The organism is Oscillatoria nigro-viridis PCC 7112, assembly GCF_000317475.1.
Taxonomy (GTDB): Bacteria; Cyanobacteriota; Cyanobacteriia; order Cyanobacteriales; family Microcoleaceae; genus Microcoleus; species Microcoleus nigroviridis.
The window spans coordinates 1,662,477-1,675,428 of the sequence record NC_019729.1 but is presented as its reverse complement, the minus strand read 5'-3'; the positions used below and the strand labels follow the sequence as shown (position 1 = coordinate 1,675,428).

Here is a 12,952-nt window from a genome sequence, read left to right as displayed (position 1 = left end):
AGTTGAATAAGATTTAACTAATACTTTTTTATTGGGAGAAAAGACATGGCAGAATACCCACAGGACTTGAAATACCTAGACAGCCACGAATACATCCTACTCGAAGGCGACATAGCCAGGATCGGCATCACTGAGTTTGCCGTGAATCAATTAGGTGATATCGTATTTGTGGAATTGCCAGAGGTCGGTACAAAGCTGGAAAAGGGCGAAGCTTTCGGTTCAATCGAGTCAGTGAAAGCAGTTGAAAGCTTGACAGCGCCAGTTACCGGCACTGTCGTAGAACGCAACGATGGCATTGTAGAGGACCCTGAGATGGTGGGGGATGACCCCTACGGCGACGGGTGGCTGGTGAAAGTGCGCGTTGACAATCCCAGCGAAGTGGATGACGCTATGTCTGCCGAGAAATATAGCCAAATGATCGCCGAAGCTGAGTAGTTTTGAGTTTTGGGTTTTGAGTGGGAATTTGGGCATAGGGCTCGTTGATTCCTCGATTCCTCCACCATCCGCCAGGGGTTGAAACCCACGGGGCTCATAGCACAAGTCGTCTAAAGACGACTGAAATACTAACCAGTTGCGCGGGGAGTTGCGATAAGTGCGCCTTAATCTACAGTCGTCTTGAGACGACTTTAGCTATGAGACAGGGGTTTCAACCCCTGTCGGACTTTGATAGAGGCAGAAAATCTTGCTTAGTCGGCCACCGACGACTTCAGGTATGAGACAGGGGTTTCAACCCCTGTCGGACTGTCGGACTTTGATAGAGGCAGAAAATCTTCCTGGTTTTCTTAGCAAAATGTTACAAACAAAGAAGCAAAAGTCTATTCAGGAGAATCCGCCTTGGTACTCTACAGCCCTCAACTTGAACCCAGTCAGCAGCAAAACCTTGTTCCCATGAATGGTTTTGCGGGGCGCCACATTGGCCCGACACCCAGCGAAATCCAGCAAATGCTGGATGTTTTGGGCCTTTCCAGCCTCGATGAGTTGATTGACAAAACGGTTCCTGCGGCGATTCGCATTTCTGGACCGCTACAACTTCCCGCAGCGCAAAGCGAGTACAGCGCTTTGGCAGAATTGAAAGAAATTGCGGCAAAAAATCAGGTATTTCGATCGTACATCGGCACAGGATATCACGACTGCATTACACCCCCGGTCATCCAGCGGAATATCCTAGAAAATCCCGGCTGGTATACAGCTTACACTCCCTACCAAGCCGAAATTGCTCAAGGGCGATTGGAAGCTTTACTGAACTTCCAAACCATGATCGTTGACCTCACGGGTTTGGAAATTGCCAACGCTTCCTTGCTGGATGAAGGGACTGCGGCTGCAGAAGCGATGGCGGTGAGTTACGGCGCCAGCAAAAATCACGCAAAAGCGTTTTTTGTTTCCCAAGATTGCCACCCTCAAACTGTGGAAGTGGTGCAAACTCGCGCTAAGCCGCTGGGAATTGAGGTAATTGTCGGCGACCATCAAAGCTTTGAGTTCGATCGCACAATCTTCGGCGCTCTCGTGCAATACCCCGCCACAGACGGCGCAATTTACGACTATAGGGATTTTATTCGATCGGCTCACGAAGTCGGCGCATTAGTTACAGTCGCTGCCGACATTTTGAGCCTTTGCTTGCTCACACCCCCCGGCGAATTCGGCGCGGATATAGCCGTAGGAAGCACTCAGCGCTTCGGAGTGCCGATGGGATTCGGAGGGCCCCACGCAGCCTATTTCGCCACGCGAGAAGAGTTTAAACGGCAAGTTCCCGGTAGAATTGTCGGCGTTTCTAAAGATGCCAACGGCAAATCTGCTTTGCGTTTGGCATTGCAAACTCGCGAACAGCACATCCGGCGCGAAAAAGCAACCAGCAATATTTGTACTGCTCAAGTTTTGCTGGCAGTGATGGCGAGTATGTATGCTGTTTATCACGGCCCGTCTGGACTGAAAGACATTGCTGAGAAAGTATGGAATTTAACTGCACTTTTGGCATCCGGGTTAAGAAGTTTCGGATACAAAATTAGTTCTCAACATTTCTTCGATACTGTGCGGGTAGAATTGGGAGACAAACCGCTGTCTGAAATTCTAGAAGCTGCTAAAGTTCGCAAAATAAATCTCCGAGTTTTCGATGATTCGACAGTGGGAATCACTTTAGATGAAACTGTCACGGTTGAAAATGTACAAGAATTGTGGAAAATTTTTGCACGGGATAAAGATTATATCAGGGCAGACGGGCAGAATGCTCTCAACATTTCGCTGGATGCAGACGCATTGAGTTCCTATTTGACCTTACCAGATTTTTGCGATCGCACCAGCAGCTATCTCGCCCATCCAGTTTTCAACACCTACCATTCAGAAACTGAACTTTTGCGCTATTTGCACCGTTTAGAAGCCAAGGATTTATCGCTAAATACATCGATGATTCCCTTGGGTTCTTGCACAATGAAATTGAATGCAACAGCAGAGATGGTGCCGGTGACTTGGGCCGAATTTGGCAAGATACATCCCTTTGCACCCCGCGATCAAACTCGCGGCTATCAAAGGATGTTCGTGCAACTAGAACAGTGGCTGGCAGAAATCACCGGTTTTGCGGGAATTTCTTTGCAGCCAAACGCCGGTTCTCAGGGCGAATACGCGGGTTTGTTAGTTATTCGCCAATACCACGAACACCGAGGCGAATCTCACCGAAATATCTGTTTGATTCCCCAGTCAGCCCACGGTACAAATCCGGCTAGCGCGGTGATGGCGGGGATGAAAGTAGTTGCTGTAGAGTGCGATTCTCAGGGCAATATTGATGTTGCCGATTTGCGGAAAAAAGCCGAAAAGCACAAAAATGAATTGGCGGCTTTGATGGTGACATATCCATCTACGCACGGCGTTTTTGAGGAAGAAATTAAAGAGATTTGCGAGATAGTCCACAACTGCGGCGGACAAGTTTATATGGACGGCGCAAATATGAATGCTCAAGTTGGTTTGTGCCGCCCCGGTGATTTTGGTGCTGATGTTTGCCACTTGAATCTGCACAAAACTTTCTGCATTCCTCACGGTGGCGGTGGTCCGGGTATGGGGCCGATCGGGGTAATGTCTCATTTGGTAGAATTTTTGCCCAGTCATTCTATTCTTAACAGTCAACAGTCAACAGTTAACAGTCAACAGTCAACAGTTAACAGTCAACAAAAATCAGTTGGTGCTATTTCCGCCGCGCCTTGGGGAAGTGCCAGCATTTTGACTATTTCTTGGATGTACATTCGGATGATGGGAGGAGTGGGTTTAACTGAGGCGACAAAAGTAGCAATTCTTAATGCTAATTATATGGCAAAACGGTTAGAATCTTATTATCCAGTTTTGTACAAAGGGAAAGCTGGTTTAGTGGCGCACGAGTGTATTCTAGATTTGCGATCGCTCAAAAAATCTGCGGCTATTGAAGTGGAAGATATCGCCAAACGCCTGATGGATTACGGCTATCACGCGCCGACGGTTTCTTGGCCCGTCGCAGGTACGGTAATGGTGGAACCGACTGAAAGCGAATCAAAGCAGGAATTAGACCGTTTTTGCGAGGCGATGATTGCCATTCGAGGCGAAATTGCGGAGATTGAAAAAGGTAATGTTGACGCGCAAAATAACGTCTTAAAAAATGCGCCGCACACCGCAGAATCTCTGATGGTTGATGAGTGGAATCGTCCTTATACTCGCGCGCAAGCGGCTTATCCGGCACCTTGGACTCGCGAACATAAGTTTTGGCCGGCGGTGGGCCGGATAGATAATGCGTTTGGCGATCGCAATTTTGTCTGTTCTTGTTTGCCAATGGAGGCTTACAGTCAAGGCTAAATAACTCTCTCCGGGTGCGTAATTCGCACCTTACACACACACTATTGTGGGGAGTAGGGGTTGGGCACGCGAGCCCGCCCCACAAGTTATAGCCTTTTTCAGATAGATGAGGTACAAGTTTAGATTTTAGATTTTAGATTTTAGATTTTAGATTGGGGGATTGAGGAATTGTTAATTAATTAGTAAATACCTCATCTTTATGAGAAGCGCTATATATCAATTCCGGTTACACTCCTGATGATCGGGAGTGGGGAGTGGGAAGAAGTGGAGAGTCGGGGAATGTGGAATTATTGACCTTGACTCGATCGTGCCCATCCAACCGGAAACGATATTAAATTTAAATGTAGAACTGCTGATTAACCTAGATAAACGCGCTGAAAATAATGTAATACAACAATCAAAATATTCCAGGTCAAATAAAAAATGAATAGACGATTTTTGTGGCTTACTCCCGAAAATAAACCGCGTTGGATTACCCTATTATTGTTAGGTTTTTTGGCTGCTTTGGGCGTAGCGGCAACAACAGCTTACATCAAAATGGCGATCGCCCAAACTATCGGCCCGGCTTTGTCTGTTGATGTTACAGCCGATCGACATTCCATCAGTCCCGACATCTACGGTATGAATGATTATGCGATCGATCCCATACTCGCCCAAGAGTTGCGAATTCCAGTGGAACGCTGGGGGGCAAATCACGCCAGCCGCTACAACTGGTTAGTCGATTCTTCCAACAGCGGCGATGACTTCTTTTTCGTGGGTGGCGGCGACAATAAAAATCCTGTTCCCGGCGATTCTATAGATAAAATTGTCAAAACCAACCGCCAAAACGGCAGCAAAAGCATCGTTACTATTCCGATGATTGGCTATGTAAACAAATTTAGCACTTGGAACTGCGGTTTTCGAGTATCCAAATACGGCCCGCAAGAAAAAACAAACCCCCACATTTTTCCAGAAGGCGATAAGTGCGGCAACGGTAAGCGTCCCGATGGCACTTTGATAACTGATAATAATCGCCTTGATGTCAGTATTACTAGCAATCCAGAATTTCAAAAAGCTTGGGTTCAACACTTAGTTAAAACCCACGGTACTGCTGCTAACGGGGGCGTGCAAATTTATCAAATGGACAACGAACCAAGCGGCTGGGGAAATACTCACCGCGATGTTCATCCAGAAGCGACAAGCTACGATGAATTGCGCGATCGCACTTATCAATACGCCTCAATGGTAAAAGCTACAGATCCCACTGCTAAGGTACTCGGGCCGTCGGATTTTGGCTGGCCTGTCTATGTGGATTCTCTGGTAAAAGGCGATCGCGAAAAACACGGCGGTGTCTGGTTGGCGCGGTGGTACTTGCAACAAATGCGCGCTTACGAACAGCAAAAAGGTGTTCGGATTCTCGACTATTTCGACGAACACTACTATCCTGCGGCGGACGATACCTGTTTGGCCAATTGTCCCGCCGGCGATGCCAAAACCCAAGCGCTGCGACTGCGATCGACTCGTTCTCTCTGGGATGCTACCTATACTGATGAAAGTTGGATAGGAAAATACAATCCGCCCTTAACAATTCTTCCCCGATTTAGAGAGTGGATCAAAGAAGATTATCCAGGTACAAAACTCGCGATTACTGAATACAATTGGGGCGGTTTGGAGTCGATTAACGGGGCGTTAACCCAAGCCGATGTACTGGGGATTTTTGGGCGGGAACAAGTGGATTTAGCGACGCTGTGGGGGCCTCCTAAGTCTTCGGAACCGGGTGCTTATGCTTTCCGAATGTACATGAATTACGACGGACAAGGCGGTAAGTATGGGGATACTTGGGTGCGATCGGGTAGCACAAATCAGGGACTTTTGTCAATCTACGGAGCCGATCGTACCAGTGATGGTACTCTGACGCTGGTAATTATTAATAAAACGAACAAAAATTTGACTGGAAAATTGAGTTTGAAAGGATTTAAACCTGCGGGTAAAGCTCAATTTTACACTTACAGCGAGGCGAATTTGCAGGCGATCGTCCGTCAGAACGATTTAGGTGTCAGCGATACTGGATTCCAGGCAACTTACCCAGCTAATTCTATGACTTTGGTGGCTATTCCCAAGGCTAATTCTTAGGGGACTGAACTTAACAGACGGGAATTCCCCGCCAGAACCGAAATCATTAAACCGCAGAGGACGCAGAGGACACTGAGGAAGAGAAAAGAGAGATGAATAATTCTGACCGAAGAACGAGACGCAAGCCCCTGGCTTTAGACACGGGGATAAGTCGGTAGCGGTTTCAACCGCATTCAGTATTTAACAAATATTAATACAGAATTAATGCCGTATGCAAGTTCATGCTGTATAACTATGTTATGAGCGTTAATTACAAATCCAACAAAAATGTTGTCTACTCTTGCAAGTACCATATAGTGTGGTGTCCAAAATATCGCCGAAAGGTTTTAATTGAGGGTGTTGATACTCGTTTAAAGGAAATACTGTTAGAAGTTGCCACTGAGTTTAACAGTGAATTAATCGAAATGGAAGTAATGCCAGATCATGTCCATCTCTTAGTCGAATGCGATCCTCAGTTGGGAATTGCTAAACTGATTCGGTACATGAAAGGACGTTCCTCTCGATATCTCCGCCAAGAATTTCCGTGGCTAAAAAGTCGATTGCCAACGCTGTGGACTAATAGCTACTTTATTGCGACTGTTGGCGGTGCGCCTATTTCGGTAATCAAGCAGTATATTGAGAATCAAAAAAATGTCTAGTTATGGATGTCAGCAAAACCTGCTCAGTCCAAACCGAGAGTTGAGAAGCGTCCTAGAATTTGTATGCGAAGAGTCGAACAAGCTAGCCAACTGCGGGACTTACTATTCTCGTCAGTTGTATTTTAAGACTGGGAAAATTCCTGGCAAGTACGATTTGCACAAATTATTCAAAGACAACCTTCACTTCAAAGCACTATATTCCCATGTTGCTCAACAAACGTTGACCAGCGTCGCAGAGTCTTTCAAGTCGTATATTGGATTACTCAAGGGAATTTCAATTGGCACGGTAACACAACGCCCAAAGCTGCCGAAATATCGCAAAAATAGCTTGAAAGTTGTGACGTTTCCAAGGGCAGACGTAAAGCTCAAAAATGGGCAACTGAGGTTTCCATTAGGAAGCAAGGTTAAACTATGGTTTGGCATTGGTGAGTTCTATTTACCAATACCGTCCAACCTAGACTATAAGAAAATTAGAGAGATTCGCATTTTGCCAAGAAATGGGCAGTTTTATGTCGAGTTTGTCTACCAAATTCAGCCCACAGTGATTGAATTAGATGCTAGTAAAGTCCTGGGTATCGATCCAGGGCTGAACAATTGGTTGACCTGTGTTTCCAATGTGGGAACAAGTTTTATCGTGGATGGACTGCATTTAAAATCATTGAACCAATGGTATAACAAGCGAGTTGCAGTGATTAAAGAGCATAAGCGTCAAGGTTTTTGGTCTAGTCAATTGGCGAGGATTACGGAAAAACGGAATAGGCAAGTCAGGGATGCTGTTAATAAAGCAGCTAGGTTAGTATTGAATCACTGCCTTGAAAACCAAATAGGCACAGTTGTTTTTGGGTGGAATAAAGGGATGCGCCAAGAAATAAATCTTGGTAGCAAAACAAATCAAAACTTTGTTCAGATTCCTACCGCTCGATTGAAAGATAGAATCTCTCAGCTTTGCGAACAATATGGTCTTCGGTTTGTTGAAACTGAAGAAAGTTATACAAGCAAGGCGAGCTTTTTAGATTCGGATGAACTACCTAAGTTCGGTGAAAAAACTGAAGGGTGGAAAGAATCAGGGAAGCGTATCAATCGCGGTTTGTATCGGTCAAAAGATGGAAGCAAAATCAATGCAGATTGTAATGGGGCTGCGAAGTGCGATTCGTTCAGTCGAAACCGAGAAATTGGGGGATGACTGGCTTCTACAGGGTAATCCATGAGGATTGAGTTCGCACTTTAATCCCTTGTAGATGACAACTTCATAACCTTGCAGGTGAGCGTTAGTATCCTAGAAAACGATAAGTCCTGCCCCTCAGACGTAGAGGTGAAAGCATATCTCCCACTGTAGAGACTAGCCATCAATCGGTGAAGCGGAGATAAAAGCGGAAAGAGCCACTAGCCTAAAAGTGGTATCCCGTGAGCAAGTTCCTACGGATAGCAAATGCGAAGTCACTGCCTGAATCACCGTTACGGCGAACCAGCGAAATAAGGCTTTATGCGCTGGTAGTCCCAAAAGGGCATTAGTACAGGGTGGTATGAGAATTTTGCCCGACATACCTACGTTACCCAAAAACTCGGTGAAGAGGTGACATCCTAACGGAACAGACCAATGGTTATGAGGAACGAAGTAACCCACCTGATTACTCTCGAAGAGGTCGAATACTTCGAGCAGTCAGCTAAGACGAAACATCTGGACTTCCAGGTAACAGGTGGTAGAGATTGAGTCAAAAGCCAACGCCTCACTGCAATGGTGAGGATATGCTAACGGACTTACGGTAATACGGATGGTATAGCTACAAGTAGCAATGAATATGTTATGAACACGGTAGAAAAACCGATGTATGAATGGAACGATATCAACTGGCGAAAGCTAGAGCGTAACGTTTTTAAATTGCAAAAGCGGATATATCAAGCGTCTAATCGTGGTGATGTCAAGCTAGTACGCAGACTCCAGAAACTGTTGATAAGTTCTTGGGCAGCAAAAGCATTATCGGTTCGTCGGGTAACACAAGATAATCAAGGAAAGAAGACGGCAGGCGTGGACGGTGTTAAATCGCTGACCCCAAAGCAACGTCTCGCACTGATAGATAAAATATCATTGGGTTCAAAGGTTAAGCCAACACGCCGAGTTTGGATACCCAAACCAGGGACAGATGAGGAAAGACCGTTAGGCATACCGACAATGGAAGACCGAGCCTTGCAAGCGTTAGTCAAACTGGTGTTAGAACCAGAATGGGAAGCGCGATTTGAACCTAACTCATACGGGTTCAGACCAGGACGCTCGTGCCACGATGCAATAGGAGCAATATTCAGTGCGGTAAGTCAGAAATCAAAATATGTGCTGGATGCCGATATCAGTAAATGCTTCGACCGCATTAACCATGATGTACTTCTCTCAAAATTAAATACCTATCCTACCCTACGGAGACAAATCCGGGCTTGGTTAAAAGCTGGTGTTATGGATGGAAACAAGCTGTTCCCAACTGATGAAGGGACACCACAGGGCGGGGTGATTTCACCTCTACTTGCCAATGTCGCCTTACATGGGATTGAGGAATTGATTATGGGTTTAGCCCCAAAATTCGAGATGAGAGACTCTCGTGGTCATACTTATGGATTACGAGACAAAATCAAATCGATTTCACTGATACGATATGCGGACGATTTCGTAGTTCTCCATGAGGATGTAGAAGTTGTGAAGCTGTGTAAGGTTGAGATAGAGAAGTGGTTAAGTGACATTGGGTTAGAATTAAAGCCGAGTAAAACAAGATTAGCCCACACCCTGAATAAACTAGATGATGAAAAACCTGGATTTAACTTTCTAGGATTCAACATCAGGCAGTTTCCAGTAGGAAAACACAACTCAAGTAAGGGAACTAGAGGCACTTTATTGGGCTTTAAAACTATTATCAGCCCTAGCAAGGAAAGTCAGAAAAGGCACTACAGAAAAGTTGCGGAAGTAATAAATAAATCGCGTGGGTTAAACCAAGCGACTTTAATAAAAAATCTCAATCCTATCATTAGGGGTTGGTGTAACTACTTCTCAACAGTCGTCAGCAAGAAAATATTTGATAGGCTGTGGCACTTAGTGGTTTGGAAGCTTCTCAAATGGGGTCGCCATCGTCATAGGAACAAGGGCAGAGGATGGACACGCCTTAAATACTTCAAAACCGTAGAAGGCAATAACTGGGTGTTCGCAACCGGAGAGGGTAACAATCCTCTAAAGCTCATACAACATAGTTCCACTGAAATAAAGCGCTATGTAAAAGTAAAAGGGATGGCATCACCCTATGACGGTGACTGGATATATTGGAGTTCAAGAATGGGAGTACACCCAGAAATACCCGTAAGAGTAGCCAAACTACTCAAGCGACAAAAAGGGAAATGCGCTCACTGCGATAACTACTTCAAAGATGGAGATTCGATAGAGGTTGACCACATCGCCCCCAAATCGAAAGGTGGAAAGGAATCGTATGATAATTGGCAGCTACTCCATCGACATTGCCACGACACAAAGACTGCCAATGATGGCAGTCTTGGTAACAAATCTAGCTGCAAAAGTGCTAAACCTAAGCCACCAGTGGAACCAAGCCTTTGGGCTTGGGAAAACGATATGTTGGTAATGACGTACTGATGACAACAGCCGTTTTATTGAGGAGCGGAATGATGGGAAACTATCACGTTCCGTTTTGGAGAGCAGTGGAGGAGGCGACTCCTTCACTGACTTTAATCATTTTGCGGAAAGTATCGGCAACTTTAGGGCTATGCCTGAAAGGAGTCTGTAGGGGCGCTTTGATTTCGCCTTTGAAGGTTCGTATCTGGACTCTTCAAGAATCCCCGTCCCTTTAGGGCCCGGGAGTATCAAATTTTTAATCTGAAATTATACCTGAATCGTCTATGCGATCGTCGTTAGCATCCGAGTGTGTTAGGGGACAAATACAACTCTCCTGTCCCAGCCACTGCGATCCTACTTGATGCAGGGCTGTCATCACCGGTTGAATTTGGCGACCCTTGGGCGTGAGAGAATATTCTACACGGGGCGGAATCTCGGCATAAACGCGGCGATCGACTAACCCTTGAGATTCCAACTCTCGGAGGCGTTGGGTGAGGGTTTTGGTGCTGATACCAGGAAGTGCCGCGAGTAATTCGTGGGTACGCCTCGCGCCTCCAAACAGTTCGCGTAGAACCAAAATAGACCATTTATTGTCCAACAAATCCAGCACAAATTGAATCGGACATTTAACCTCTATGCACTGACTCGCTTCCACCATAAACTCCCTTCAAAATGGATATTCCAGGGGTAGATAACTGCGCGATCGCAATCTCAAGCTGGGTTGGACTTCTAAAATGTTTGTAACGTTTTTTTGATTTGCCAAACCCGAAAATTAATATTTCTTTAGAAATGGCTCAAGCGTCCTATTTGCTTCAATGCTTTACCTCAAGTAACTATAGGATAGCACTGGTAACTGACTTGTGGGCGATCGCGGATTAAGGCAATGTGGTGCACAGTCATCTATTCCGAAAAATCCACTCTCCACTCCTATGGTCAGTTCAATTAGTAAATCGGAGTCTGCTGGTCTGCCATCCGGCATTAAAGCACCCGTTCAAGAAACCCTGTTAACACCCCGCTTTTACACCACCAATTTTGATGCCGTTGCCGAAATGGATCTGTCCGGTCAACAAGCAGAATTAGAAGCAGTTGTAGCAGAATTGCGCGCGGACTATAACCGGCACCATTTTGTCCGCAATCAAGAGTTTGAGCAATGCTGGGACAACATTGATGGCGAAACGCGAAAGGCATTTATTGACTTTCTAGAGCGCTCCTGTACCTCAGAATTTTCGGGTTTTCTGTTGTTCAAAGAACTCTCCCGCAAACTCAAGAATCGCCAACCGTTGTTATCGGAAGCCTTTAACCTACTGGCACGGGATGAAGCGCGCCATGCAGGTTTCTTGAATAAAGCAATGGCAGATTTTGGGTTGTCTCTGGATCTGGGCTATTTAACAAAAAATCGTACCTACACATTCTTCCCTCCCGAATGGGTAATTTATACTGTTTATCTGTCGGAAAAAATTGGCTACTGGCGCTATATTTTGGTGTATCGCCATCTCCAACAACATCCCGAACATCAAATTTATCCCCTGTTTCGCTACTTCGAGAATTGGTGCCAAGACGAAAATCGGCATGGGGATTTCTTCAAGGCATTGTTGCGATCGCAGCCTCAGCTTTGGAATAACTGGAAGGCAAGACTCTGGGCGCGCTTTTTCCTGCTGACGGTGTTTGCCACCCACACTATGACGGTGTTGGAACGCTCCACATTTTATGACTCGATCGGCATCGACCCCCAGGAATATAACAAGCAGGTGATCGATCGCACCAATGAAACGGCAAAACGGGCGTTTCCCAGTATTTTAGATACTCACCATCCAGAATTCTTTCCCCGTTTGGAGCGATGCGCGATCGCCAATCAGAAGCTAGCAGAAATCTCAAGTAACCAGCGCCCTGCCGCCATCCAATTTTGCCAAAAATTACCCTTGATTGCTGCGATTTTCTGGCAGTTGTTGCGCCTTTATTTACTGCCCTCGATTAATGCTGAATCGTCCAGAACCGCTATTAATTAGGAGATATTGCCATGACTAATCTATCGACACGCCTCCGAGAAGGCACGATCCAATCCCACACCACAGCCGAAAATACGGCATTTATGAAATGCTTTATCAAAGGCATTGTGGAACGGGAACCTTTGCGTAAACTATTTGCCGATTTGTACTTTGTTTACAGCGCCCTAGAAACGGCTTTGCAGAACCATGTCAGCCACCCGATTATCGGGACTCTCTATTTCCCTGAGTTAAATCGCACTGAGAATCTGGCTTGCGATCTAGCTTTTTATTACGGTGAAGATTGGCTGGAGGAAATTACGGCTTCGCCAGCGGGTTGTGTGTATCGCGATCGCATTCAAACCCTCTCAAAAACCGATCCAGTCCTGCTGATTGCCCATGCCTACACCCGCTACATGGGTGATTTATCCGGCGGACAAAGCTTGAAAAACGTGATTCGATCGGCGTTGTCTCTGCCGCCGGATCGGGGAACAAATTTCTATGAATTTTCCCAAATCTCGACACCAGAAGCAAGGCGAGTATTTAAGGAACGCTATCGCCAAACCCTGGATGAGTTTCCGGTGGATGCTGACACGATCGAGCGAATTGTCGCAGAAGCAAATACGGCATTTGCCCTCAACCGGGATGTGATGCACGAACTCGAAGCCGATGTCAAAGCGGCGATTGGAGACCATACCTTTGATTTGCTGACTCGGCAAGATCGCCCCGGCAGTACAGAACGCCACTCTCATGCTGCCCAGCGAGAATCTGTCGCGAAATAGATCGATCGAGGAAAACAAGATCGATCGTAT

The 12,952-nt window shown here is 46.0% G+C and carries 9 protein-coding genes; 8 read left to right on the top strand and 1 reads right to left on the bottom strand.

Features of this window, described 5'->3' with window-relative positions:
• Positions 1 to 45: 45 nt before the first annotated feature.
• The 6 genes from gcvH to ltrA all read left to right on the top strand — a co-directional run bounded on the left by gcvH (position 46) and on the right by ltrA (position 10,179).
• Entirely contained in the window at positions 46 to 435 is a 390-nt protein-coding gene (gene gcvH / locus OSC7112_RS07165; protein WP_015175279.1) for a glycine cleavage system protein GcvH, read from the top strand.
• A 453-nt stretch (positions 436 to 888) separates the two neighbouring features.
• A complete protein-coding gene (gene gcvP, locus OSC7112_RS07160; protein WP_223300859.1) occupies positions 889 to 3,807 on the top strand; it encodes an aminomethyl-transferring glycine dehydrogenase in 2,919 nt (972 codons plus the stop codon).
• A 423-nt stretch (positions 3,808 to 4,230) separates the two neighbouring features.
• Positions 4,231 to 5,919: a glycoside hydrolase family 44 protein gene (locus OSC7112_RS07150; RefSeq protein WP_015175277.1), complete on the top strand. Its 1,689-nt coding sequence runs from the start codon at positions 4,231 to 4,233 to the stop codon at positions 5,917 to 5,919.
• Between the two features lie 239 nt (positions 5,920 to 6,158).
• Complete coding sequence (gene tnpA / locus OSC7112_RS07145; RefSeq protein ID WP_041622973.1) at positions 6,159 to 6,557, top strand: IS200/IS605 family transposase; 399 nt, start codon at positions 6,159 to 6,161, stop codon at positions 6,555 to 6,557.
• On the top strand, positions 6,550 to 7,740 hold the full coding sequence (locus OSC7112_RS07140; protein WP_051041485.1) for an RNA-guided endonuclease InsQ/TnpB family protein: 1,191 nt from the start codon (positions 6,550 to 6,552) through the stop codon (positions 7,738 to 7,740). The genes tnpA and OSC7112_RS07140 overlap by 8 nt, the downstream gene beginning before the upstream one ends.
• Positions 7,741 to 8,361: 621 nt before the next feature.
• The gene (ltrA, locus tag OSC7112_RS07135; protein WP_015174099.1) at positions 8,362 to 10,179 is read left to right on the top strand and encodes a group II intron reverse transcriptase/maturase; all 1,818 of its coding nucleotides are present in this window, start codon (positions 8,362 to 8,364) and stop codon (positions 10,177 to 10,179) included.
• Between the two features lie 235 nt (positions 10,180 to 10,414).
• Here the strand turns inward: ltrA and OSC7112_RS07130 are convergent, their stop codons facing one another.
• Positions 10,415 to 10,816, bottom strand: coding sequence for a winged helix-turn-helix transcriptional regulator (locus OSC7112_RS07130; RefSeq protein WP_015175275.1), 402 nt, complete (start codon positions 10,814 to 10,816; stop codon positions 10,415 to 10,417).
• A gap of 271 nt (positions 10,817 to 11,087) precedes the next feature.
• Between OSC7112_RS07130 and acsF the strand changes: the two genes are divergently transcribed.
• Together acsF and OSC7112_RS07120 are read left to right on the top strand one after the other, a co-directional pair.
• On the top strand, positions 11,088 to 12,164 hold the full coding sequence (acsF, locus tag OSC7112_RS07125; RefSeq protein WP_015175274.1) for a magnesium-protoporphyrin IX monomethyl ester (oxidative) cyclase: 1,077 nt from the start codon (positions 11,088 to 11,090) through the stop codon (positions 12,162 to 12,164).
• An 11-nt stretch (positions 12,165 to 12,175) separates the two neighbouring features.
• Positions 12,176 to 12,922 (top strand): biliverdin-producing heme oxygenase, encoded by a 747-nt coding sequence (locus OSC7112_RS07120; RefSeq protein ID WP_015175273.1) that lies wholly within the window; start codon positions 12,176 to 12,178, stop codon positions 12,920 to 12,922.
• The last annotated feature ends 30 nt before the right edge of the window (positions 12,923 to 12,952 follow it).

What these genes read in the sequence shown, in the direction of transcription:
- gcvP (WP_223300859.1), top strand. Translation starts at nt 889, where the DNA reads ATGAATGGTTTTGCGGGGCGCCACATTGGCCCGACACCCAGCGAAATC.
- OSC7112_RS07140 (WP_051041485.1), top strand. Translation starts at nt 6,550, where the DNA reads ATGTCTAGTTATGGATGTCAGCAAAACCTGCTCAGTCCAAACCGAGAG.
- gcvH (WP_015175279.1), top strand. Translation starts at nt 46, where the DNA reads ATGGCAGAATACCCACAGGACTTGAAATACCTAGACAGCCACGAATAC.
- OSC7112_RS07120 (WP_015175273.1), top strand. Translation starts at nt 12,176, where the DNA reads ATGACTAATCTATCGACACGCCTCCGAGAAGGCACGATCCAATCCCAC.
- OSC7112_RS07130 (WP_015175275.1), bottom strand. Translation starts at nt 10,816, where the DNA reads ATGGTGGAAGCGAGTCAGTGCATAGAGGTTAAATGTCCGATTCAATTT.
- ltrA (WP_015174099.1), top strand. Translation starts at nt 8,362, where the DNA reads ATGAACACGGTAGAAAAACCGATGTATGAATGGAACGATATCAACTGG.
- OSC7112_RS07150 (WP_015175277.1), top strand. Translation starts at nt 4,231, where the DNA reads ATGAATAGACGATTTTTGTGGCTTACTCCCGAAAATAAACCGCGTTGG.
- tnpA (WP_041622973.1), top strand. Translation starts at nt 6,159, where the DNA reads ATGAGCGTTAATTACAAATCCAACAAAAATGTTGTCTACTCTTGCAAG.
- acsF (WP_015175274.1), top strand. Translation starts at nt 11,088, where the DNA reads ATGGTCAGTTCAATTAGTAAATCGGAGTCTGCTGGTCTGCCATCCGGC.